At 74.9% G+C, this 23,958-nt stretch carries 12 protein-coding genes and 1 tRNA gene; 6 read left to right on the plus strand and 7 right to left on the minus strand.

All coding sequences use genetic code 11. The annotated features are described in order from the left end of the window. Positions 1-212: 212 nt before the first annotated feature. The 3 genes from ACSMXW_RS09590 (at position 213) to ACSMXW_RS09600 (ending at position 8,113) form a co-directional block, all read left to right on the plus strand. Positions 213-3,683 carry an FtsX-like permease family protein gene (locus tag ACSMXW_RS09590; RefSeq protein ID WP_485805223.1) on the plus strand — a complete coding sequence of 1,157 codons (3,471 nt, stop codon included), beginning with the start codon at positions 213-215 and terminating at the stop codon, positions 3,681-3,683. Positions 3,684-3,858: 175 nt separating this feature from the next. Continuing rightward, positions 3,859-6,837: an ABC transporter permease gene (locus ACSMXW_RS09595; protein ID WP_485805225.1), complete on the plus strand. Its 2,979-nt coding sequence runs from the start codon at positions 3,859-3,861 to the stop codon at positions 6,835-6,837. Between the two features lie 82 nt (positions 6,838-6,919). Further along, positions 6,920-8,113, plus strand: coding sequence for an ABC transporter ATP-binding protein (locus ACSMXW_RS09600; protein WP_485805226.1), 1,194 nt, complete (start codon positions 6,920-6,922; stop codon positions 8,111-8,113). A gap of 17 nt (positions 8,114-8,130) precedes the next feature. On the opposite strand, the gene ACSMXW_RS09605 is transcribed toward ACSMXW_RS09600, so the two are convergent. From ACSMXW_RS09605 to ACSMXW_RS09635, 7 genes are all read right to left on the minus strand, one after another. Beyond that, positions 8,131-8,823: a DUF8185 domain-containing protein gene (locus ACSMXW_RS09605; RefSeq protein ID WP_485805227.1), complete on the minus strand. Its 693-nt coding sequence runs from the start codon at positions 8,821-8,823 to the stop codon at positions 8,131-8,133. After that, positions 8,820-9,320, minus strand: coding sequence for an acyl-CoA thioesterase (locus ACSMXW_RS09610; protein WP_485805229.1), 501 nt, complete (start codon positions 9,318-9,320; stop codon positions 8,820-8,822). The genes ACSMXW_RS09605 and ACSMXW_RS09610 overlap by 4 nt, the downstream gene beginning before the upstream one ends. A 14-nt stretch (positions 9,321-9,334) precedes the next feature. Next, a complete protein-coding gene (ettA, locus tag ACSMXW_RS09615) occupies positions 9,335-10,999 on the minus strand; it encodes an energy-dependent translational throttle protein EttA (RefSeq protein ID WP_485805231.1) in 1,665 nt (554 codons plus the stop codon). 401 nt (positions 11,000-11,400) lie between these two features. Then, entirely contained in the window at positions 11,401-12,789 is a 1,389-nt protein-coding gene (locus ACSMXW_RS09620) for an LAETG motif-containing sortase-dependent surface protein (protein WP_485805233.1), read from the minus strand. A gap of 533 nt (positions 12,790-13,322) precedes the next feature. Beyond that, a complete protein-coding gene (locus ACSMXW_RS09625; RefSeq protein ID WP_485805234.1) occupies positions 13,323-13,940 on the minus strand; it encodes a single-stranded DNA-binding protein in 618 nt (205 codons plus the stop codon). 840 nt (positions 13,941-14,780) lie between these two features. Then, positions 14,781-16,889 carry a GTPase gene (locus ACSMXW_RS09630; RefSeq protein ID WP_485807923.1) on the minus strand — a complete coding sequence of 703 codons (2,109 nt, stop codon included), beginning with the start codon at positions 16,887-16,889 and terminating at the stop codon, positions 14,781-14,783. A gap of 2,075 nt (positions 16,890-18,964) precedes the next feature. Then, on the minus strand, positions 18,965-21,274 hold the full coding sequence (locus tag ACSMXW_RS09635) for a hypothetical protein (protein WP_485805235.1): 2,310 nt from the start codon (positions 21,272-21,274) through the stop codon (positions 18,965-18,967). A 309-nt stretch (positions 21,275-21,583) separates the two neighbouring features. Here ACSMXW_RS09635 and ACSMXW_RS09640 point away from each other — a divergent pair. From ACSMXW_RS09640 to ACSMXW_RS09650, 3 genes are all read left to right on the plus strand, one after another. Beyond that, positions 21,584-21,656: transfer RNA gene (locus ACSMXW_RS09640), tRNA-Arg, on the plus strand. Between the two features lie 315 nt (positions 21,657-21,971). Continuing rightward, complete coding sequence (locus ACSMXW_RS09645; RefSeq protein ID WP_485805236.1) at positions 21,972-22,418, plus strand: hypothetical protein; 447 nt, start codon at positions 21,972-21,974, stop codon at positions 22,416-22,418. Between the two features lie 477 nt (positions 22,419-22,895). Then, positions 22,896-23,906 (plus strand): aldo/keto reductase, encoded by a 1,011-nt coding sequence (locus tag ACSMXW_RS09650; protein WP_485805237.1) that lies wholly within the window; start codon positions 22,896-22,898, stop codon positions 23,904-23,906. Positions 23,907-23,958: the final 52 nt, after the last annotated feature.

The following is a 23,958-nucleotide window of genomic DNA, read 5'->3' on the forward strand; positions in this document are numbered from 1 at the left end:
CACCCGGCCACCGGCCGCGACACCCCCTGCACGGGTCCCCTCCAGAGGAGAGGGCCGCGGTCCCCCGGTCGCGGGAAGAGGCTCCGGGACGGGGCTCGGAACGGGCGCCGGCCGGCACCCCGCCGACGTCCAAGGGCCGCGCGCCACCGCGCCCCTTCCCCACCGCCCCACCGGTCTGACACCATCCGACCAGACGTTCGGGGGGCGGGCGGGTGGGGCTTCTTCTGCTGAGGCGGGCACGGGCGCACGCACTGCCGCTCGGGGCCGCGCTGCTGACCGTCCTGCTGACCACGAGCGTGCTGGCCGCGCTCACCGCCTTCTCCGGCGCGGTCGGCGATGCCGCGTTACGGCACACCCTCCGTACCCGTGACGCCGCCGGCAGCGCGCTTCTCGTCAGGGCGCAGGTGCCGGATTCCGGCCGGGGCGCGGCCGGCGCCGCCGTGCGCCGCAGTGCGCGCCGCACCTTCGACGGGCTGCCCGTGACGGTGCGCACCCTGGTGAGTTCCGGCCCGTACGCCCTGCCGAGGTCGCTCCAGCCGCCCGCGGCCCGGTCCGGGGACCCCGACCTCACGCGGTTCGCGGCGCTGGACGCGGACCAGGTCAGGATCACCGCGGGCCGGGCGCCGAGGACGCCGAGCAGGGCGAGGGCGGCGCCCGGCGGCCCGGTGGAGGTGGCGCTGCCCGAGACGGCCGCGCGCCCGCTCGGGCTGCACCCGGGCAGCCGCCTCACCCTGACCGACCGCCTCGACGGCCCCGCGGTCCGGGTGCGCATCACCGGCTTCTACCGGCCCGTGCGCCCCACCGACCCGTACTGGCGACTGGACGGCCTCGGCGGCCGGGGTGTGCGGCAGAGCACGTTCACGGCATACGGGCCGCTCCTCGCCGCCCGTTCCGTACTGACCGGCGGCCGGGTCAGCGCGGGAGAGACCGGGTGGCTGGCGACCGCCGACTTCTCGACGCTCACCACCGGCCGCGTCGACCGGCTGCGCACCGCGGCCCGGCAGGGCCCTAAGCCGCTGGTGCAGTCGCCGGTGCTGGCCGGCAGCACGGATGTGACGACCGCGCTGCCCCAGGTGCTGGACCGCGCCCGGCGCGCCCTGCTGGTCGGCCGCTCCACCCTGCTCATCGTCGCGCTGCAACTGGCGCTGCTGGCCGCCTGTGCGCTGCTGCTGGTGGCCCGGCTGCTGGGCGCCGCGCGCGCGGCGGAGACGGGGCTGCTGCGGGCGCGCGGTGCCTCGCGGCGCGGGATCGCCGCGCTGGGCGCGGTGGAGGCACTGCTGCTGGCGCTGCCCGCGGCGGTGCTGGCGCCGCTGCTCGCCGGGCCGCTGACGGGACTGCTGGCCGAACGCGGTGGACTCACCGGGATCGGGCTCCGGATCGGCGGCGCGGGGCGCACGGCGGACGGCCTCCGGCTGGTGACCGGCGGCGCGACCGGCGCCGTCTGGGCAGTCGCGACCGTGGTGGCCCTGGGCTGTGCGCTGGCCGTCACCGCTCCGGCGCTGACGGCGGGCCGGCTCCGCACGGGGCGTGCGCAGGCACTGCCCGCGCCGGTGCGGGCCGGGGCGGACGGGGCGCTGGTGGTGATCGCGGTGGTCGCCTATGCGCAGGTACACCGGCAGACGTCGGCCGGGGCGGGCCTGCTCGGCGGCACCGGCTCCGGCCTGCTGGGGGTCGACCCGTTGCTGGCCCTGGCCCCGGCCCTGGCGCTGCTGGCCGGCACGGTGCTGACGCTGCGGGTGCTGCCGCTGGTGGTCCGGCTCGCGGAGCGGCGCGCGGCGCGCGGCCGGGGCGTGGCGGGGGCGCTGGCGGGGTGGCGGCTCGGCCGCCGTCCGATGCGTGCCGCGGGGCCGGTCCTGCTGCTGGTGCTGGCCGTGGCGCTCGGCATGCTGGCCATCGGCCAGGCCGCCTCCTGGCACCGCTCGCAGGACGACCAGGCGGACTTCGGGGCGGGCGCGGACGTGCGCGTGGTGACGCCGGGCGGCAGTGGACCGGGGCAGTCCGGGCTGTTCGCGGCGGTGCCGGGCGTGCGGGAGGCGGCGCCCGCGGCGCGTGCCCCGATGCCGTTGTCCGGAGACCGCACCGCCACCGTCCTCGCCCTGGACACCCGGCAGGCCGCGGACGGCTTCCTGCTCCGGGACGACCTCTCCGGCACGCCGGCGAAGCGGCTGCTCACCGGGCTGGCGGCGGGCCCCGCCCGCTCCCCCGCGGCCGGGGCGGAGGGGCCGCCCGGCGCCGTCCGGCTTCCACGGGGCGCGGTGCGGCTCGACCTGACGCTGCGGATCCGGTGCCCGGACGCGCCGGGCGGGGCCTCGCCGTCCGGGTCGGCGGCGGACGTCGCGGTGACCGTGGAGGACCGGTACGGGGTGCCGTACCGGCTGACGGCGGGTCATCTGGCCGTGGACGGACGCCCGCACCGGATGCCGCTGGACCTGGCCGGCACCGGGGACGGCGCGGACCGCCGGGTCGCCGGGCCGCTGACGGTGACCGGCGTGGACCTGGAGGTGCAGCAGCCGACCGCGGTGCCCGAACGGCAGGAGTTCACCGTCGACCGGCTGGCCGCGGTCGACGCGGCGGGGACCGCGCGCACCGTCGCGCCCGGCGCCGCCTGGCGGCCGTCGTCGCGGCTGGACGGCGTCGTCACGCAGCCGCGCGGCCGGGCCCGGCCGACCGGGCCACGCCTGGCGCGCCCGGGGCCCGGCGCGGCCGGAAGGCTGTCCGTCTCGTACGGCACCGGGTTCGTCACCCCGCTGCTCGCCCGCCGGGGCGAGGTGCCGACGCTCACCGTGCGGCTCACCGCCGACCGGCCGGGCGTGCGGGAGGTGCCGGCGGCCGCCACGGACCGCTTCCTCGCGTCGACGGGCGCACACCCGGGCGAACGGCTCGACGTGCCGTTCGGCAACGGGACGGTACGGGTGCGGATCGCGGCCGTGGTGCGCGCGCTGCCGACCACCGGCCCCGACGCGTCCGCCGTGGCTTCCACGGCGCCGGAGGCCGGGGGTGCCGGGGGCGGGGGCGCCGCCGGGCGGACCGCGACCGCCGCGGACGGCGGGGCCCTGCTGGTGGACCTGCGCGCCGTCAACCGTGTCCTGTCCGAGCAGGACGGCCGGGGCGTGGCGCCCGGCGAGTGGTGGCTGCACACCGCGCCCGGCGCAGCCGAGCAGGCCGCGGCGGCGCTGCGGGCCCGCCCGGACATCGACCCGTCCCAGGTCCTGGTGCGGGACGAGACGGCACGGGCGCTGCGGGACGACCCACTGGGGGCCGGTCCGGAGGTCGCGTTCACCGCGGCGGCGGTGGCCGCTGCCGGGCTGGCGGCGGTGGGGTTCGCCGTGAGCACGGCGGGGGCGCTTCGGGCGCACAACGGGGAGCTCGCGGTGCTGCGCGCCCTGGGAGCGGGCCGACGCGCCCTCGCCCGCATGGTCGCCGGCGAGTACGGCGTCCTGGTGGCGCTGGCACTGCTGGTGGGCGTCGCCCTGGGGGGCGTGCTGACCCGCGCCGTGGTGCCGTTGATCGTGCTGACCCCGGCGGCCGAGCGCCCGGTGCCCGGCGTCCTCGTCGAACTCCCGGTCGGCCGGGTGGCGCTCCTGCTCGCGGGGGTGTCCGCCGCGCCCGCGGCCATCACCGCCTTCCTCACCCTCCGCCGCACCACGCCGGCAGCCACGCTGCGCACCCAGGGAGCGGAGTGAGATGACCTCCGACCGCGCTCGCCCGCGCTCGCGCCCTGCGCGGGCCAGCGGGGCGCGGGCCAGCGGGGCGCGGGCCAGCCTCCACAGCACCGGCCCGCGCCGCGCACGAGCCCTTTGGGTCCGCGCCCGGCTGCTCCTGGTCGGCACCCGGCTGCTCCCGGTCCGGTCCGCCTGGATGCGCGCCCGACCGCGCCCGGTCCGCGCTCCCTGGGTCCGCACCCGGCTGCGTGCGGCGCCCGGGGCGGCCCTGGCGCTGGCACTGCTGGTGCTGGTGACGGCCTGGCTGGCGGCGGGCACGCCCCGGGCCGTGGACCGTTACGAGGACGACGCGCTGCGGCGGGCCGTGGCGGCCGCGGCACCGGACCGGTCCGTGCTGAGCTATGTCGACCCCCACCAGCGCATCGGCCTCCCGGTGGAGCGGCTGGAGGCCGCCCTCCGTGCCGGGGCGCTGCGGGCCGCCGCAGCCCGCGTCCGGGGCGCGGTGGGACGCGGACCGCTGGCCGCCGACCCCGCCGAGTCGTCGTACGGCGTGCGCACGGGCCGGCTCGCCGGGCGCGACACCTGGCTGCCCCGGCCGAGCGGGCTGCCCCCGCAGATGGTGCTGGTCGCACAGGACGGTCTCGCGGCGCACGCCCGGGTGCGCGCCGGGCGCCTGCCGCGCACGACCGGCACGGTCCATACCACCGCCCCCGTGGTGGAGGCCGCGGTCAGCAGCGAGACCGCGCGGCGCCTGCACATCGGGGTCGGCTCGGTGCTGCACCTGCCGAGCGCCGTGCGCGCCGAGTCGGCCGTGCGGGTCACCGGCGTCGTGAATCCGGTGCGGCCCAAGGGCGCGTACTGGTCGGCGGTGCCACTGCTGCGCACACCCGCGCTGGCCCGCGAGCCGTCCACCGACCCGGACCCGCCGGTGTACTGGGTGGGCGCGCTGCTGCTCGCGCCGGACGCGGCCCCGGCGATGCTCGGCGCCCCGGGCGGGGCCGAGCGGTACTGGCAGGTGGCGCCGGACACCGCGCGGCTCACCGCGCACGGCGTCCCCCGCCTCCGCGCCGCCCTGGCCTCGGCGACCGGCGGCCCCGCGCTGCTGAGGGTGCGGCAGGCCACCGGCGGGACCACCCTCGCGAGCACCGACCTGGACGGCCTTCTGGCCGGATACGCCACGCTCCGCTCGGGTGTCGCGCCGGTCGTGGCGGTGGCCGTCTTCGGCGCCGGCACGGTGGCCGCCGTCGTCCTGGTGATGTCCGGCGGTCTCGCGGCCGGGCGGCGGCGCGCGGAGCTGGCGCTGCTGCGGGCCCGGGGCGGCTCCCTGGCCGGTCTCTTCGGGCGGCTGCTGGCGGAGACCGGGGTGGTGGCGGTGCCTGCGGGGGCGCTCGGTCTCGTTCTCGCGCTGCTCACCGTGCCGGGCGCCCGCCGGGCGCCGGCGGTGGCGGCGGCCGGTGCGGTCACCCTGCTGGCCTGTGCGGTGCTGCCGTTGCATGCGGTGCTGCCATTGCGTGTGGTGGCCGGGCGGCGGGGGGCGCGGGCGCCAGGACGCCGGGGGTGGCGGCGCCGTGCGGCGGGAGCCGGCCCACGGGTGGTGCGGCGCGGCGCGCCCGCGGGGCAACGGCGCCGGATGCGGCGGCTCGTCGCCGAACTCACCCTGCTCGTCCTGGCCGTGGGCGCGGTGGCCGCGCTGCGCGGGCGCGGCGCGGGGGACGGTGCGGTGCTGGTGTCCGCGGCGCCCGTCCTGGTCGGGGTGATCGCCTCCCTCGCCCTGGTCAGGCTGCTGCCGCTGCTCCTCAGATGGGCGGCGCGGCCCGCGTCGCGGCTGCGCGGTGTGGTGCTGCCGCTGGCGCTGGCCCGGGCGGGGCAGCTGGGCGGCCTCGCCGGTGGGGCCGGGGCACGGCCGGGCGGCCGGTCCGGACCGTCAGGTGCCGGCGGAGGCGGCGCGGGCCTGTCGCGCGCCTGGGGCGGCGGGGTCGCGGGCGGCGGGGTCGCGGGCGGCGGGGTCGCGGGCGGCGGGGTCGCGGGCGGCGGCGCGGGCCCCTCGGTGCTGCCCCTGCTCGCCTTGCTGACGGCGTTGGCCACGGCCGCGTTCGGTGGTTCGGTGCTGGCGGGCGTCGACCGGGCGCGGGACCGGGCCGCCGTGCTGGCCACCGGCGCGGACGCGCGCGTGACGGCGACCCGGCCGCTGCCGGCCTCGCTCGTGGAACACCTGCGCGCCGTGCCGTCCGTGCGCGATGTCACCCCCGTCGGCGCCTCGCTCCAGGCCGAGTCCGCCGACGGCCCGGTCGACCAGCCGACAGTCTCGCTGACCGGCGTCGAGCCGGACGGCTACGCACGGCTGGCACGGCGCATGGACCTCGGGCCGTTCCCCGCGGCGGCCCTGGCCCGCCCGCGCGCGCCGGACGCGCCGCTGCCCGCACTCGCCTCGCCGGGTGCCGCGGCGCGCTACGGCACCCGCCGCCCGGTCACCCTGCGCTCCGACGGCCGCACCGTCACCGTGCGGATCGTGCTGGTGCGGGCGGTGACGCCCGCGGTGTCCGGCGACGACTTCCTCGTCGTGAACGCCGCCGGCCTCCCCGGCCCCACCCGCCCCACCACTCTGCTGGTCAGCGGGGACCGCCTGGACGCCGGCCTCGCGCGGGCGGTGCGCAAGGCCGCCGGCCCGGACGCCGCCGTCCAGCTGCGGGCCGAACAACGCGCCCGGTACGTCGACTCACCCATGCAGTCCGGCGCACAGCGCGTGTACACGGCGGTGGTCGCGGCGGGCGCCGGCTACGCACTCCTCGCGCTGCTGCTGACGCTGGCGCGCGCCGCCCCCGAGCGGGCCGCGCTGCTGGCCCGGCTCCGCACGATGGGACTCACCCGTGGCCAGGGCCGCCGGCTCCTGATCCTTGAGGCACTGCCGCAGACGGCACTGGCCGCGGTGGGCGGCGCCGCCACCGGCTGGGCGACCGTCCGCCTGCTGGCCCCGGGCATCGACCTGAACGCCCTCGCCTTCCCCGCGGACCGGCAGCCCGGCGCCCCCGCCGCCCACCTCACCACGGACCTGCCGTCCCTGCTGCTGCCCGCGCTCTGCGTGATCGCCCTCATGGTGGCGGTGGCGGCGGCCCAGGCGTGGTGGACGGGGCGCAGAGGGTCCGTCGTGGAGCTGCGGGCGGGGGACGTGCGGTGAGGGCGGCGAGGTCCGGACGCGGTGTGGCCGGCGAGGACGAGAAGGGGACCGGGGAGCGCGCGATGGCGGCGGAGGAGAAGTGATGGCGGCGACGGATCCCACGCTGGCCGAGCTGGAACGCCGGGTCGCGGCCCGCCGCGAACGCCCCGTCCACGGCCATGACGCGCTCATCACCTGCGACCGGCTGGTGCGGATCTTCGCGACGGACGGGGTGGAGGTACAGGCGCTCCAGGGCCTCGACCTGCTGGTCGCCGAGGGCGAGTTGCTGGCGCTGGTGGGCGCCTCGGGCAGCGGCAAGTCGACCCTGATGAACGTCCTCGCCGGGCTCGACACCCCGACGGCGGGCGCGGCCCGGGTCGCGGGCCACGACCTCCTCGCCATGACGGCCGCGGACCGGCTCCGTTACCGGCGCGAGGTCGTCGGCTTCGTCTGGCAGCAGACCAGCCGCAACCTGCTGCCGTACCTCACGGCCGCGCAGAACGTGTCCCTCCCGATGCGACTGCGGGGGCGGCGCGGACGCGGCGGGGACGACGGCTGGGCGGGCGCACGCGCCGAGGGTGCCGGTGCCGGGGCGCGCGGGCGCGGCACCCGAGGTGCCGGTGACGGGGCGAGCCGATGGGGCGGTGGCGCATGGACGGGCTTCGGGCGCCGTGCCGGCCGCACCGAGCGCCGCCGGTCGGCCGAACACGCCCTGGACCTGCTCGGCCTGCTCGGCGTCGCCGACTGCCGTGACCGCCGCCCCCACGAACTGTCGGGCGGCCAGCAGCAGCGGGTCGCCATCGCCGTCGCCCTCGCCAACGACCCCGCGGTGCTGCTCGCCGACGAGCCCACCGGCGAGTTGGACTCGGCCACGGCCGGGCAGATCTTCGCCGCGTTCCGCACCGCGAACGAGCGGTTGGGCACCACCATCGTGATCGTCACCCATGACGCGGCGGTCGCGGGCGAGGTACGCCGCACCGTCGCCATCCGGGACGGCCGCACCGCAACCGAGGTGCTGCGCCGCACCGAGGTCGACGCGGCCACCGGCCGGGAGACCCTGATCGCCCGCGAGTACGCCACCCTGGACCGCGCGGGCCGACTCCACCTGCCCGCCGAATACACCGAGGCCCTGGGCATGCGGGACCGCGTGCTCCTGCACCTCGAGGAGGACCACATCGGCGTCTGGCCGGACCGCCCCATCCACCCGGAGCCCCCCGCCAGGCCGGAGCACGGGGACGAGACCCCACCGCACCCGGACTCGGGAGGAGCCAAGCCGGGCGGAACGCCGGGCTCCTAGCGCCTCCAAGGGCAGCCTCAGGCCGGTGTCACGCTCAGCATGGCCGAGCCCGCCGTGCGGACCGCGATGGAGCCGTAGGGCGTGCGGAGCCGCAGCCATGACCCTGCGGCGAGCAGGGTGGGGGCCGGCTCGCCGGGGCGCGGCTCGCGCAGGAAGCCCAGGGCCTGGGCCGCGTGCGCCGCGCGCATCGGAAGGTCCGTGTCACCGACCGGCCGGGACCAGATGTCCTGTCCGATCCTGTCGAGCTCGGCGCGGGTGCGCCGGTCCTCCCCCAACGCCTCGGTGCGCGCCCGGAACTCCGCGACCACCCCGGCCACCAGTCCCCGCAGCGCCCGTGGCGCGGGCAGCCCCGGCTGTGGCTGCCAGCCCCCGCGGGGCGGCAGGACCCCCGCCCAGGGCGCCCCGGCGACCGGCCGGGGCACGGCGGCCGTCGCCGCACGCTCGGCTATGGACTCCAGCAGGTCCCCGGCGGACACGGTGATGTCCAGGCTCTCATCGAGCCCGTGCTCGTACGGCTTGGCGAGCCGGGCCGTACGGATGGCGAGGACCTCGAAGGACGGTGGCCGGCCGAAGACCGCGAGGGTGGTTCCGGAGGCCTGGACGCGGACGGCGGCCGCGCGGTCGTAGTGCAGCAGTCGGGTCAGGAAGGCGGCGAGGTCAGCCGCCTCCCCGGCATCGGTGAACTGCACCGTCTGACGCCCGGCGGTCATACGACGAGCGCCTCCGAGTCCTTGGAGTCCCCGCCGCGCGAGCCCCGGCGCCCTGCGGGCACCGCGAGACCGTCGTCCAGGTAGCGCTCCAGGAAGGCACGCTCCTCGTCGGTGATCCGCCGCGGCCGCTGGTTCTCGAGGTCGTAGGGCACCACGATGGTCTTGGCGCGTGCGTACACCGGGCCCGTCACGGAGTCCGTGTCCTCGCTGTCCTTGATCTCGTACGCGATGGTGACCGACGCGGCGGTGATACCGGTCACCCAGGACTCGATCACCACCGGCTCGTGCCGGTGCACCAGCGGCCGTACGTAGTCGATCTCGTGGCGGGCCACGACGGACCCGCCGGAGAACGACGGTGTGCCGTCCGCCCGCGCCAGCCGGAACATGAAGTCGATGCGCGCCTCCTCCAGGTAACGGAGGAAGACGACGTTGTTGACATGCCCGAAGGCATCCATGTCCGACCAGCGCAGCGGACAGCGGTAGAGGTGCCGAGCCACAGCTTCCGCCCGCCTCAGCCCCGGGTGAGCTTCTTATACGTGGCCCGGTGCGGACGCGCCGCGTCCGGTCCCAGCCGCTCCACCTTGTTCTTCTCGTACGACTCGAAGTTCCCCTCGAACCAGAACCACTTGGAGTCGCCCTCGTAGGCCAGGATGTGCGTGGCCACGCGGTCCAGGAACCACCGGTCGTGGGAGACGACGACGGCACAGCCGGGGAAGTCCAGCAGCGCGTTCTCCAGCGAGGAGAGCGTCTCGACGTCCAGGTCGTTGGTGGGCTCGTCGAGGAGCAGCAGATTGCCGCCCTGCTTGAGGGTGAGCGCCAGATTGAGGCGGTTGCGCTCACCACCGGAGAGCACACCGGCGGGCTTCTGCTGGTCGGGACCCTTGAAGCCGAACGCGCTCACATAGGCGCGGGAGGGCATCTCGACCTGGCCGACGTTGATGTAGTCCAGCTCGTCGGAGACGACCGCCCACAGCGTCTTCTTGGGGTCGATGTTGGCGCGGGTCTGGTCGACGTAGGAGATCTTGACGGTCTCGCCGACCTTGATGGAGCCCGAGTCGGGCGCCTCCAGGCCCTGGATCATCTTGAACAGCGTGGTCTTGCCCGCGCCGTTCGGCCCGATGACGCCGACGATGCCGTTGCGCGGGAGCGTGAAGGACAGGTCCTCGATGAGCACCTTGTCGCCGAAGGCCTTGTTCAGCTTCTCGACCTCGACGACGACATTGCCCAGTCGGGGGCCCGGCGGGATCTGGATCTCCTCGAAGTCCAGCTTCCGCATCTTCTCGGCCTCGGCGGCCATCTCCTCGTAGCGGGCGAGGCGGGCCTTGGACTTCGCCTGGCGGCCCTTGGCGTTGGAGCGGACCCACTCCAGCTCTTCCCTGAGCCGCTTGGCGCGCTTGGCGTCCTTCTGCCCCTCGACCTTGAGACGGGTCTGCTTGGTCTCCAGGTACGTGGAGTAGTTGCCCTCGTACGGGTAGGCACGGCCGCGGTCGAGTTCGAGGATCCACTCGGCGACGTTGTCCAGGAAGTAGCGGTCGTGGGTGATCGCCACGACCGTCCCGGCGTACTTGGCCAGGTGCTGCTCCAGCCAGGACACCGACTCGGCGTCGAGGTGGTTGGTGGGCTCGTCGAGCAGCAGCAGGTCGGGCTGCTCCAGCAGCAGCTTGCAGAGCGCGACCCGGCGCCGCTCGCCACCGGAGAGGTTCACCACCGGCCAGTCGCCGGGCGGGCAGCCCAGTGCGTCCATCGCCTGCTCGAGCTGGGCGTCCAGGTCCCACGCGTTGGCGTGGTCCAGGTCCTCCTGGAGCTTGCCCATCTCCTCCATCAGCGCGTCGGTGTACTCGGTCGCCATCTGCTCGGCGATCTCGTTGAACCGGTCGAGCTTGCCCTTGATGTCGGCGACACCCTCCTGCACGTTCTCCAGGACGGTCTTGCTGTCGTCGAGCGGCGGCTCCTGCAGCAGGATGCCAACGGTGTAGCCGGGCGAGAGGAACGCGTCGCCGTTGGACGGCTGCTCCAGACCGGCCATGATCTTCAGGACGGTGGACTTGCCCGCGCCGTTCGGCCCGACGACACCGATCTTCGCGCCGGGCAGGAAGTTCAGGGTGACGTCGTCGAGAATCACCTTGTCGCCGTGCGCCTTGCGCGCCTTGCGCATGGTGTAAATGAACTCAGCCAAAAGAAACCGTCCGGCAGCTTGAACCTGCATTGTCAGTATCGATGGCTGTCGAATGTCACCATCGACTCCGCCGCATGAGGGCAGACACACCCATCTTGCCGTACACCGGGCCCCCTGCGGAAACCGGCTGGCCCGCGGGGCGTCCGCCGGCCGCCCCGCCCTCCGGCGCCCGCCCGGAGCCGTCCGGACGCCATCCGGGACCCGGGCACCGTCCGCGCGGCCGGCCGCACCGCACCCTCACCCGCTGTGACGAGGAGCAGCTGACCGGCCCCGCCCCGCCCGCCGGTTCACCCCCCGTCCGGTCCGGCCGGACGCACAGCGGCCCCGGCTCGCTCGGGGCGGGCCGGGGCCGCTGCTCACCGAGTGCCGCGCGGCACCGGGTGGTCAGGCGTGCCGTGCGTTCAGTGCTGGGCGGGGGCCTTCTTCCTGCGGACCAGGAAGACCGCGCCGCCGCCGACCACGACCAGGGCGATGGCTATGCCCGCGATCACCGGGGTGGCGCTGGAGCTACCGGTCTCGGCGAGGTCGCCACCGGAGGTGCCGCCGGCCGACGCCGGGCTCGGCTGGGACGACGGCTGCGCCGCAGGGCTGTCGCTCTGGGTCTTGCAGTCCAGGACGCCCTTGAAGCGCTTCTCGAAACCGTTCGGGCCCTTGATCGCGAAGTCGTAGGGCTGGTCCTCCTTCAGCGGCACCGTCACCGTCTCGGACTTGCCGGCGGCGATGGTGTGCTTGACGCCCATCAGCTCGAACGTGAACGGCTGGTCACCCTGGTTGGTGGCCGTGATGTCCACGCCGTTCTTGTCGCAGTTCTTCTCCGCCGAGAGCGCCGGGATCGGGCCCTTCTTGGCCCAGTTGGCCGTGGCGGCCGCGGAGACCGTGGACTCGCTGGAGCCCGCGAGGATCTGCGTCTGGCTGCGGGTCTCGGAGGCGAAGGCGCGGCCCACCGGGACGGTGGTGGACGCCTGCACCGTCAGCGACGCCGTGCCGTCCTCGGCGCTCTGCGGGACGTCGAAGAAGAGCTCACTGCCGTTGGCCGCGGTGGTGACCGGCTTGCCGTTCTTGTCGACGATCTTCACACCGCTGACCGCGGCGTCCGCGGGCGGTGTGACCGTGACCTGGCCGGCGTTGGTCCGCACCGTCACCGGACCGAGCTTCTCGCCCGCGTGACCGGAGACCGCCGACGGCTCCAGGCTCAGGGACGCCTTCGGCTCCGGGACGCTCTGCGCGTTCTTCTGCAGGTAGTCGGCGAGCTTCTCGGCAGCAGGGCTGACCGCGTCCACGTCGGCGTTGTCCGAGTAGCGCCAGATGGCGACCTGGGTGCCGGCGGCGGCGTCCTGCTCGCTCAGGTTCCCGGCGCCCGCCTTCTTGGCCAGCGCCGCGAGGTCGTTCACCTGCGGGTAGGAGTTCTGCAGGATCCAGCTGATCTTGCCCGCGTCGGGGTTGCCGTTGAGGGAGGTGCCGCTCCAGGGAGTCTCCTGATACTTGGCGTCCTTCTGCGTCGGGTTGTGGATGTCGATGCAGTACGTCTGCAGCGTGCCACCGTCGTCGACCGTCATCTCGAACAGGCCGGCGGACACCTTCTCGTCCTTGCCGTGGTCGTGGATGACCGCGGCACCGAACGTCTTGAGCCCACCGATCGTGGCGGTGGCCCCGCCATGCTGCTGCGGCGCCTCGTCGGCGGCAGCCGTGCCCGCGGCGGCTATGGAGCCCGCCGCCACCAAGCCGGACACCAAGGTCGCGGCGGCGAGGCGGGCAGCCCCTCGCCTGTACACAGAGAGTGCAGAAAACACAGAATTCCCCTTCGGGCGGGAACCGTTGACATGGGGGGTTAGTCGGGCCCGCCAGCAGAATCAGATTCCCCGTGAGCTACGCCCGGCATCCTAGGAAGAGCGGCGCAAGAGGGTCCCCACTCATGCCGTCGGATAACCGATCCGACTCGCAATCGTTATTCACCACACCTGCGCTGAACTGGGCTTATCGACAAATCCACGGAGCCGATCCGTCAATAAGGCGCAGAACGGACGCGTGTTGTTCCGGCGTGGTGTGCTGGTGCGCGGGGCCCGGCTTGGCCGTATGGCCATGTCCATGTGCGGGTCGGTCCGCCGTGTGGCCGTTCTCGGCCGTGCTCGCCGTGTGGACGTTGGCAGGCCAGGTTCACCGCATGGCCGTTCGCAGACCGGGTTCACCGCATGGCCGTTCGCAGACCGGGTTCGCCGCATGGCCGTTCGCAGGCCAGGTTCACCGCATGGCCGTTGGCAGACCGGGTTCGCCATATGGCCGTTCGCAGGCCCGGCGTCACCGTGCTCTCCCGCCGCCGCCCGGCTCACCCCGCCAGAGCCGCCTCCTTGGGTGATGGGGGTCCCTCCGTGAACGGGGTCGCCTCCTCGGGAGCGGGGCCCGCCTCGGGACTGGGGGCCGCCGCCGGGACCGGGTCCCGCTCCCAGGCGGGCTCCCCGCTTCCGGTCGGGGCGGGCGTGTCCCAGGGGCCAGGGCCCGCCGCGGCGGCTCCGGCCCGGGGCGCCGTCGGGGGCGGCCCCTCGTCCCGCGCCCCGGACTGCTGCTCGCCCGACGAGCCGTCCGTGCGCAGCGTCCTTCGGAACGCGGACGTGCCCCGGGAGAGGTCATGGCCGACCGCGAAGGCGTCGATGTCGGCCGACATCCACTGCTGCCCGCCGCCCCGCTCCTCGTTGCGCACCCGCAACTTGCCCTGCACGATCACCGGTTCCCCGACGGACAGCGAGGCCGCCACGTTGCCCCCCAGGGTTCGCCAGGCCCAGACCGTGAAGAAATTGGTGTGCCCGTCCGACCACAGGCCCGTCGCCGGATCGCGGCGCCGGGCCGTTGCCGCCAGGCGGAAGCGTGCCACCGATCCGGACGGCAGCTCGCGGAAGACCGGTGTGGTCGCGACATTTCCGATCACCGTCACCATCGTCTCGTTCATTTCCGACCCCTCCCTTTGTTCCCTTCACGTCCTTGCGCAGCCGCGGCGGCCCACGGTTCTCCGGACCTCCACTCGTGCCCCTCCGCCATCGCAGGCAGCAGCGACGGGAACGACCACGGGCAAGGGCTGCATCCGTGACCCACGCCGGTTCCATCCCGTCCCCGTCGTGGGCCGCGGATTCAGACTGCACCCACGGCGGGAATCCCGCTGAGGCCTGTGGACACCCGCCCGGTTGTGGATATCTCCGTCACCCCCTTGGGTGAACACGCCCCGCGACAGCGGCGATCACGCCTGTGATGCGCACCCGCGCGCGGGCCCGCGGGCGGGCCGCAACCCGGACACGGAAGACACGTGGGAGGGCCGCAACCGGACACGGAAGACACCTGGGAGGGCCGCAACCCGGAAGGGGAAGACCCGCGGGGAGGGCCGCAGCCCAGAACGGCAGACCCCGCGGGCGAGGCACCGCAACGCGGGCGCGACAGCCCTGCGGGGCCCGCGGGTAGGGCCTTCGACGGCACAACGGCAGGTCGCCGCGCGCGAGCTCGCCCACGCACGGCAAGGCCGCGCACGAGGCCCCTCACCCACTCACGGCGAGACCGCGGACAAGGCGGACCCCGCACAGCAAGCCGGCAGGCAAGCCCTCCCCACACAGCAAGCCTGCGGGCAAGGCCCTCACCCACACACAGCAAACCCGCGGGCAAGGCCCTCACCCACACAGCAAACCCGCAGGCAAGCCCTCACCCACACACAGCAAACCCGCGAGCAAGGCCCTCACCCACGCCCGGCAAGTCGCGGACAGGCACGCGGCCCGCCGGGCGAGACGGCGGCACCGCCCGCCCCTCACCCCACCCGCGAGGCGGCCGCCGGCGGCTGTGACGTGCCCAGCACCCGCACGTACTGGCCCCGCACCTCCGCGTACCGCAGCAGCTCCGCCGAGACCGGGTCGAGGACCCTGGCGCGTCCGCACCCCGCCGCCGCCTCCCGGAGGCGGCGTTCCGCTTCGAGCCCGTACCGGCGGGCCGGGCCGCGGGCCGCGATGCGGCAGCCCCAGTCGACGCACGGTCCGCCGACGACGCCGATCGCCATCAGCATCACCGGCAGCCACAGGTTCGGCGGGCACACACCGAGGATCTGCCCGGCCAGCCAGAGACCGCCGACGATCTGCATGATCGTCATGGCCGCCTGGGTCAGGACCGCCGCGGGCCACCAGCCGGGCCGCGGGGGTTTGTCGGAGACCCCGGCGGTGAGTGCCAGCTCGTCCAGCGCCCTGGGCAGCCCCCGCGCCCCGCGTACGGCGGCTTCCCGCACGGCCTGGGCCCAAGGGGCGGGCAGCCCGGCGGCGGCCTCGTCGGCCACGGCGCGCACGGCCTGCTCCACGCGCTGTCTGGCGGTGGCCTCCTCTGCCGCGGTGTGCGGCGCGGACCGGCGGATCCGCGGGAACCGCCAGGACTCGTACCGGCGCCACAGGCGCAGCCAGGGCGAGCCGCAGGCCTTGATGGCGTTCCTGCGCCAGGCGCGCTCCGCGGCCACGCCCGCGGCCGTCGCCCCGATCGCCTCCGCGAGCCGGTCCGCGAACTCCTCGCGTGCCTCCTCACTGAGCCCGGCCTGCCGCCCCGCCGCGTACACCGGGCGCAGTCTGCCCGCGGCGGCGGTCACATCGGCGGCGATCCGGCGCCCCGCGGCGCCCCGGCGTGCGACGAACTGCCCGATCGTGCCGCGCAGTTCGCCGATGCCGCGACCGGTCGCCGCGGACACCGCGAGCACGGTGGCGCCGGGCTCGCCGTACTCCCCCAGGGCGACGCCGTCCTCGTCGAGCAGCCGCCGCAGGTCGTCGAGCACCTGGTCGGCGGCCTCGCCCGGCAGCCGGTCGACCTGGTTGAGCACGATGAACATCACTTCGGCGTGTCCAGCCATGGGACGCAGGTAACGGTCGTGCAGGACGGCATCGGCGTACTTCTCCGGGTCGACGACCCAGATGACGGCGTCGACGAGCGCCAGGACACGGTCCACCTGCTCGCGGTGGGCGACCGCCGCCGAGTCGTGATCGGGGAGGTCCACCAGGATGAGGCCGTTCAGCTGGGCCTCCGCCTCCGGGTTGTGCGGGGGTCTGCGGCGCAGCCTGGCGGGGATCCCCAGCCGGTCGAGCAGCGGCGCGGCGTCGTCCGACCAACTGCACGCCACCGGGAACGAGGTCGTCGGCCGCCGCGCGCCGGTGTCCGAGATGGTCACCCCTGCGAGGGCGTTGAACAGCGACGACTTGCCGCTGCCGGTCGCTCCGGCGAGAGCGATCACCGTGTGCCGCCCGGAGAGCCTGCCGCGGGCCGAGGCCTCGTCCAGCACCCGTCCCGCCTCGGCGAGCGTGCCGCTGTCCACACGCGTCCTGGACAGCCCCACCAGTTCCCGGAGCGCGTCGAGACGGTCCCGCAGCGGCGCGTCGTACACGGAATCGCCCATACGCGCCTCCCCCTCCCTAGCGACGCTCCCAGGGAGGCCGGCAGCGCTGCCGCCCAGGTCCACCACGTCGTCCTCCTGAGTGCCGGCCATGGCACGGCGGGCGATCAGTCCGTCGTCCCAGACGCCGTCTGGCTGGTTGGGGAGCGGCCCGGACGGTGCTTCCTGGGACGGCGCGGAGTCGGTCCGCTCGTCGGACGCGACGGAGGCGGCGGGTTCGGCTGACGCGGCGGGTTCGGCCGACGCAACCGGCTCGGCTGAGGTCACGTTCTCGGCTGTGGTGACGGTCTCGGCCGGGTCGGCGGATCCGGCAGGCTCGGAGGGCTCTGCGGGCTCGGAGGGCTCTGCGGGCTCGGCGGACGCGGCGGTCGCGGCGAGTGGGGTCGGCTCGGCGGGTGAGGCCGGCTCGGTCGGTTCAGTTGCGGCCGTGGCGGAAGTGTCCTGTGTAACGGGTGCGCCGGTGTCCGGCGCGGAGGATGTGGGTGCGCTCTGCGGCAGAGGCGGTGCCGACGCGGTGGACGGTGCCGGGGGTACGGACGAGTCGGACGGTGCGGTGGAGGCGGGCGGCACCGGGGGCGCGCACGGTGGCGTAGCGGGAGGCTCCGCCGTGGAGGGCGGCTGGCCGCCGGCGGAGGGCCCGGACGCGGGCACCGGCTCGTGGCGCGACTCCGGTCCGGGCTGCTCGGATTCCACGGGCCCCGGTGCGGATCCCGACGGGGACCGTGACGCCCGCGGATGCGGGGCGGGCTCCGGAGACTCCGGCCCGGGGCCGGACAACGCGGGGGCGGATGCGGGCGCCTGCGGCTCGGAGGCCGAGAGCCTGGTAGCGGCAGGCTCCTGCGCAGCCGCGACGGTTCCTGCCGCAACGGGCTCCGACGCGGCCGCGGGGGCCTCTGCCACGACAGGCTTCGACGCAGCAGCGGGGACCGCTGCCGCAACGGGCGCCAGGGCGGCGGACTCGGTCGCAACGGACCCGGACGCGGCGGACCCGGACGCGGCGGACCCGGACGCGGCGGACCCGGACGCGGCGGACACTGTCGCGGACTCTGTCGCGGTCGACTCGGTGGCGACGGGATCGGGCCCGGCGGAGTCGGTGCCGGCGGGTGCCGGGGGGACGGCTTCCGGTGCATAGGCACCTGGTGCGTCGGCACCCGGAAGAACGGGCTCCGGGAAAGCGGGCTCGGCCCCGGCGGGTTCCACCGCCGCGGGCTCGGCCCCGGCGGGTGCGGTTCCGTTGTACGCCTCGGCGGACGCGGTTCCGTTGTGCGGGCCGGAATCCCGGTCTTGCCGGGGCTCGGTCCCCGGCCGGGGACCGGCAGCCGGCTGGGCCCCGGGAGCCGTCTTCGAACCTGCAGACGGCTGCGAGCCGGCGGACGGTTCGGGGCCTCGGCGCGCCTGGGGACCCGGGGCCGTCTGAGGGGCGGGGCCCGGCCGGGGCCCGGGGGCCGGCCGCGAGCCGGAATCTGCCTGGGCCCCGGTGACCGGGCCGGGCCCGGGGGCCGGGGCCGACTCTGGTTCAGGCCTGGGTTCAGGCCCGGGCTCGGGCTTGCGTTCGGGCTTGCGTTCGGGGTCGGCAGTGGGCGTGGAGAGGGTCGCCGCGGCCGTCTCGGAGGCCGCCCCGGGCTTCGTCTCCGCCTCCCCCTTCCCCTCGGCGCCGGCCTCGGCGTCCGCCCGGGACGCGAGCACGGACAACGGCTTCCGTGCGGACGCTGCGGGGATGAGGGCGGCCAGGACCTCGGAGTCGCTCTGTGGGACGAGAACGGGCACAGGGTGCGGCAGGCTCGCGGAGCGGGGCCTGGCGGCCCGCCTCGGGTCCGAGGAGGTCTGGCTGCCGGACGCGGGCCCCGGGTCGGCGGCGCCCTCTGCGCCGACGGACTCCCGGTCACCGGTGCGCGCCCGGTCACCGGTGCGCTCCGCGCCCGGGTCGTGCCGGGGCTGCGGCGTGAAGGCCTGCGTGCCAGGGGTGCCGGCGGCGTCGCTCGTGGCGCCGGAACGCGCGGCGTCCCGTCGGGAACCGGCCGCCACGCGCGCGTGCCCATCACCGAGGCCGCCCTCGGCCCGGCCGGCGGCACCGGCTCCGTCGCCGCCGGCGTCCCCCTCGGAACGGTCTGCCGTCCCCCCTCCGCAGCCGACGCCCTTGTCGACGTCGACGCCGACGCCGTCAGCCGCCAGGGAACCGCCCCGCCGATCGGAACGGTCTGCGCCACTGCCCCGCGCGCCGTGGCCGGCACCGGCACCGACACCCGCACCCGCACCCGCACCCGCACCCGCAGGACGCTCAATGAGGCCGCCCCCCGGACGCCCGGCCTGCGGACCGTCTTCGGGACGAACGGTGCGGTCGGCGGTACCAGCCTCGCCGGGGTGAGCACGGTCCACCCGCGCGCCATGGTCAACCCGATCGCCATGCTCCACCCGATCGGCGTGGTCCACACGCTCACCGCGATCCACCCCCTCGGCGTGCTCCACCCGATCGGCGTGATCCACACGCTCACCGCGATCCACCCCCTCGGCGTGCTCCACCCGATCGGCGTGATCCACCTGATCGGCGTGGTCCGCCTCATCCGTCACGGCAGTCACTGCGGGCACCTCTCCTTCTGCAGTACGGACAGCGCGGCGATCAGCTCGGCCTGGGGCTCCGCACGGACGTCCAGGGAGTCGAGCGGGGCGAGGCGCCGCTCGCGTTCGGTGTGCAGGACCCGTTCGACGTAGGTGACCAGGAGCCGCCCACCGCGGTCGCGCAGCCGGAGCGCGGCGCGCGCCCCGATCCGGTCGGCGAGCTTCTCGCCCGCGGAGCGGGCCCTGCGGCCGCCGAGCAGCGAGACGGCCAGCAGGGCCGCGACGGCCTCGGGGTCGGGCGGCGCGTTCTTCTCCAGCGCCCGCGCCTCGTCCTCCGCGTACTCCTCGATGACGCGCCGCCAGCGGCGCACCGCCAGGCCGATCCGGTGCTCCGCGTTCTCCAGGCCGGCGTCACGGGCCGCCAGGGCGGGGGCCTCCGCGCCCGGTTCACGGCGCCAGCGTTCCTCGATGCGCTCGTCGGCCGCGGCCACGGCGCACAGCAGCAGCGCCGCCAGGCTCTCCACGAGCGCGTCCAGCAGTTCCTCGGAGCCACAGTCCATGGGATAGCTGCGCCACCGTTTCAGCGCGTCTCCGGCGAGCACGGCGCCGGCCTGCAGACGGCCTCGTACGCGCGCGTGCTCGTGTTCGTACGCCGCTTCCACGGCCGCGGTGAGCCGGACGGCGGCGGCGTGCTGCGCGGCCACGGCGCCGGCCAGCTCGGGCATCCGGGTGCGCAGCGAATTCAGGACGCCGTTGGCCGTACGGGTGACGGCGTGGGCCCGTACGGCGGGGTCCTGCGCGCACTCGGTGAGCCAGTCACGCAGCGGTGCGACGGCGCTCGCGGGCAGCAGGCCGCCGCCGCCCGCCGACTCGGGCAGCTCGGGCACGGTGAAGCGCGGGACCGCGCCGAGTCCCGCCTTGGTGAGCAGCGCGTCGTACTGGGCCGACACCTCGTCGACGACCTGGTGGGGCACCCTGTCGAGGACGATGCAGAGCGTGACGTCGTACTGCTTGGCGGTGCGCAGCAGGTGCCAGGGGACGGCATCCGCGTACCGGGCCGCCGTGGTGACCATGATCCATACGTCGGCGGCGCAGATCAGCTCGGCGGCGAGGAGGCGGTTCTCGACCACCAGGGAGTCGATGTCGGGGGCGTCGAGCAGGGCGAGCCCGCGGGGCAGGGTGGGCACCGTCTCGATCCGCAGCACCGGCTCGTCCGGGTCCGGGCCACTGCGCCCGCCACCCTTGGAACGGCTTCGGCCGCCGCCGGCCGAGGGCCAGGGCCCGTCACGGAAGCCGTGCCCGCCACCTCTGGGGTGGGTCCGTGCGCCGCCGTCGGGCCCGGCGCGTCCGCCGCTCCCCGTGAGGGCCCGTCCGTCATCCTCCCTGATGACCCGCGCGCCACGAACGGCGGCGCTTGCGGCGACGTCGTCGGCCACCCGGTACGCGTGTGGGACGACACGCCGGCCATCGGTGTGCACCGGATGGGCGGTTTCCGTCGTGTGCCTGTAGGGATCGGTTGCGCCGTAGGGGTCACGGCCGACGGGATCGCCGGGGCCGCCCGGACCGCCCGGACGGCCGTACGGGTCGTGGCTGCCGTGCGGTTCGGGTGCGCCGTAGGAGTCACCGTAGGCACCGGTCCGGCCGTAGCCCTGGCCGTAGGCTTCAGCGTGCTCATAGGGATCGCGGTAGCCGTCCCCGGCGTGGGCGTCGCCATAGGGGTCGGTGTAGCCGTCGCCGTACGCGTCCCCGTAGGACTCGCCGTAGGACTCCCCCAGGGACTCCCCCAGGGTGGTGCCCCCGAAGGCGCCTCCATAGGGGTCGCTTCCGTGCGGCCCGGAGGCGGCCGCCCCGCCGGTCGGGTGACGTGACCCTGTGCGGTGCGCGCCGGTGCCGCCCGCCGCCGGGGCGTGCCCCTCGGGGCCTGGGGACCCGTCAGGGCCCCCGGAACCGGGCGGCCACACACGGGTGAGGTCGGGCAGGATCCGCATACCGCTGAACCAGTGCTGGTCGTCCGGATGGCAGACGAGGACCGGGGTGCGCGTGGTCGGCCGCAGCACCCCGGCCTCGCTGACTTGACGACCCACCAGGGAGTTGACCAGAGTCGATTTCCCGGCCCCGGTCGACCCGCCCACCACGGCGAGCAGGGGGGCCTGTGGCGCCTTGAGCCGGGGCAGCAGGTAGTCGTCGAGCTGCGCCAGCAGCTCCGCCCGGTTGGCACGCGCGCGGGGCGCCCCCGGAAGGGGCAGCGGAAAGCGCGCGGCGGCGACGCGGTCGCGGAGAGCGGAGAGCGCGTCGAGCAGCTGAGGCCGTACGTCCAAGGTCACCACATGCGAAGAATGCCCAATTTCGGATGCTTTCTGAAGCATATGGGCGCGTCTGCGCGCCGATCAGACACGCGAGGCGGAAGGGATGGCGGGGGCAGAGGCATAACGAGTGCACAACACCCGGGGCCAGAGGCTCCAAAAGCGATGCGGGATTCGCAACTGCCTGCGATTATCAGGACCGCTTCACCGAACCTCCACATCGTGGCACGCTCAGGAAGCATCAGGGACGCGGAGCAGGGAGGCCTATCCTTGTCCCCGGCCCAGGCGGATCGCGGCCCGTCCCACCCGGACCGCGACCGGCCACCACGCCCGGCCCCCGTAGCTCAGTGGATAGAGCAGGCGCCTTCTAAGCGCTTGGCCGCAGGTTCGAGTCCTGCCGGGGGCGCCCAGAACAAGGCCGGTCGGTCTGCGCATCGGCCGCCGCGAGCGGGGCGACCACGCGCCGCGGCAAGCTGCCGAGCTCCTGGGCCGTCGCGCCGGAGATGTTCACCCCGGAGCTGGATCTCACGCCGGGGCCGCAGGTAGTGGACCTCCAGGTGAAAGGCGTCGCACAGACGGCGCTGCTCGGCTTCGGGCAGCCGCGCGAGGCTCGCGCCGAGCCGGGCAGTACCTCGATGAGGTCCGAATTCCGTTCCCTCTCGCCTCCCTCAGCTTGTTCGCACTGATGGAGCTGTGTAAGCAGCTCGCGCCGCTTACACCCATGACGGTCGAAGCGTTCACGGACGCTTCGGCGGAACGCGCGACGCGTTTCGGGGTCAGCGTCGCCTTCGGGCTCGTCAAGTTCGTCGAGCTCGTCAAGTTCGTCGAGCTCATTGAGTTCGTCGAGTTCGTCGAGTTCGTCGAGAAGACGTTCTTTGCGCCGTTCGAGGGCCTTGATCTCCCTGCGGAGTTTTTCCGCCCTCCTCGCGTCGCCGCTGCTGCCATGCCGGTCGCGCGACCGGCTCCCGCCGCAGTGCGGCCTACTGGAACGCGGACGCGCCGGGTCCACCAGCATCCGGATCCTCCCGTTCCCACGCGGCGCGTCGAAGAGGATGCGGACGACAGCAGCCGAAGCGTCGGGACCGAGCTGACGGTTGAGCCCGTCGTCGAGGCGGCGCCGAAGCCGATGGATGCCGTACCGGAGGAGTTCGGGCCACTCCCCGGGTGAGAGCGAGACAGCTACAGCTATGGACGCGAGGAGGTCCTCCATCCACCGCGGCCGGAGGGGTAGCCAGCGTGATCACCTATGGGGCGCCAGAACACGCCTCGGCGACCACGGGCAAGGCGCTCGGCGCCGATGGCGGCCATGTTTCGATCATCCTCTGTCGGACACTCAGGGGGCCGACCCCGCGCCGGTCGGCTGCACGTGGAGGTGGCCCACGGTGACCGTGCTCCGTGCCCTGTTCGCCCTCCTCGGCGCGGCGGCGACGCCACTTGCATTACCGCGCGCCTGCAACTATCGTCGCCTGCAACAGAGCGCGTCTACAACTATCTGCGTCGTGTGTCCGGCTCTGCGGTGCGCGGCCGCGCACCGAGTGCCATGGCTCCGCCGACAGAGCCGGCAGTCCGCCGAGGCACCTGTACTTCACCCCACCCGCGCCAGGGATGCCCCCGGCGTGGATATACCGAACGAAAAGGCACCACCATGTCGCTCAAGAAGATCCTTCCCGGCCATCTCGGCTTCGGCACCGCCCCGCTGGGCAATATGTTCCGCGCGATCCCCGACGAGGAGGCCCGCGCCACCGTCGAGGCCGCCTGGGACCAGGGCATCCGCTACTACGACACCGCCCCCTTCTACGGCGCCGGCCTGGCCGAGGAGCGCCTGGGCCAGGTCATCTCCACCAAGCCCCGCGACGCCTACGTGCTGTCGACCAAGGTCGGCCGGGTCATCCTCGACGAGCCGGAGACCGACGTCCCCGACTTCGGCGAGAAGGGCGGTCTCTTCGAGTACGGCAACCCGAACAAGATCGTTCACGAGTGGACCGCCGAGGCCACCGAACGCTCCATCGAGGGAAGCCTCAAGCGCCTGGGTGTCGACCGGCTCGATATCGTCTGGGTGCACGACATCGCCCAGGACTTCCACGGCGACGCCTGGCTGCAGAAGTTCGAGGAGGCCCGAACCGGAGCCTTCCGCGTTCTGTCCCGCCTGCGCGACGAGGGCGTCATCAAGGCCTGGGGTCTGGGTGTCAACAAGACCGAACCCATCGAGCTGACCCTCGCCCTGGACGAGCCCCGCCCCGACGGGTTTCTCCTCGCCGGCCGCTACACCCTCCTCGACCACGGACACGCGCTGCAGCGGCTGCTGCCCATGGCCCAGGACCAGAATGTCGACATGGTCGTCGGCGGCCCCTACAGCTCCGGCATCCTCGCCGGTGGCAGCCACTTCGAGTACCAGCAGGCCCCGCCGGAGATCATCGAGCGCGTCGGCAGGCTCAAGGCCCTCGCCGACAAGCACGGCGTCAGTATCAAGGCCGCCGCCCTGCAGTTCTCCCTCGCCCACCCGGTCGCCGCGGCGGTGATCCCCGGCGCCACCCGCCCGAGCCGCATCGCCGAGGACACCGCTGCCCTGAACGAGAACATCCCGGCCGCGTTCTGGCACGACCTGCGCGCCGCCAACCTGGTCAGCCCAGCCGCCCCGCTGCCCAACGGCGCCTGACCCCCACCCACCCCTGCACGACGTCCTCCCAGCACCAGGATCCAGGAGAAAG

Source organism: Streptomyces sp. DSM 116793 (assembly GCF_057320905.1).

What these genes read in the sequence shown, in the direction of transcription:
- ACSMXW_RS09605 (WP_485805227.1), bottom strand. Translation starts at nt 8,823, where the DNA reads ATGACCGCCGGGCGTCAGACGGTGCAGTTCACCGATGCCGGGGAGGCG.
- ACSMXW_RS09600 (WP_485805226.1), top strand. Translation starts at nt 6,920, where the DNA reads ATGGCGGCGACGGATCCCACGCTGGCCGAGCTGGAACGCCGGGTCGCG.
- ACSMXW_RS09595 (WP_485805225.1), top strand. Translation starts at nt 3,859, where the DNA reads ATGCGCGCCCGACCGCGCCCGGTCCGCGCTCCCTGGGTCCGCACCCGG.
- ACSMXW_RS09650 (WP_485805237.1), top strand. Translation starts at nt 22,896, where the DNA reads ATGTCGCTCAAGAAGATCCTTCCCGGCCATCTCGGCTTCGGCACCGCC.
- ACSMXW_RS09645 (WP_485805236.1), top strand. Translation starts at nt 21,972, where the DNA reads ATGACGGTCGAAGCGTTCACGGACGCTTCGGCGGAACGCGCGACGCGT.
- ACSMXW_RS09625 (WP_485805234.1), bottom strand. Translation starts at nt 13,940, where the DNA reads ATGAACGAGACGATGGTGACGGTGATCGGAAATGTCGCGACCACACCG.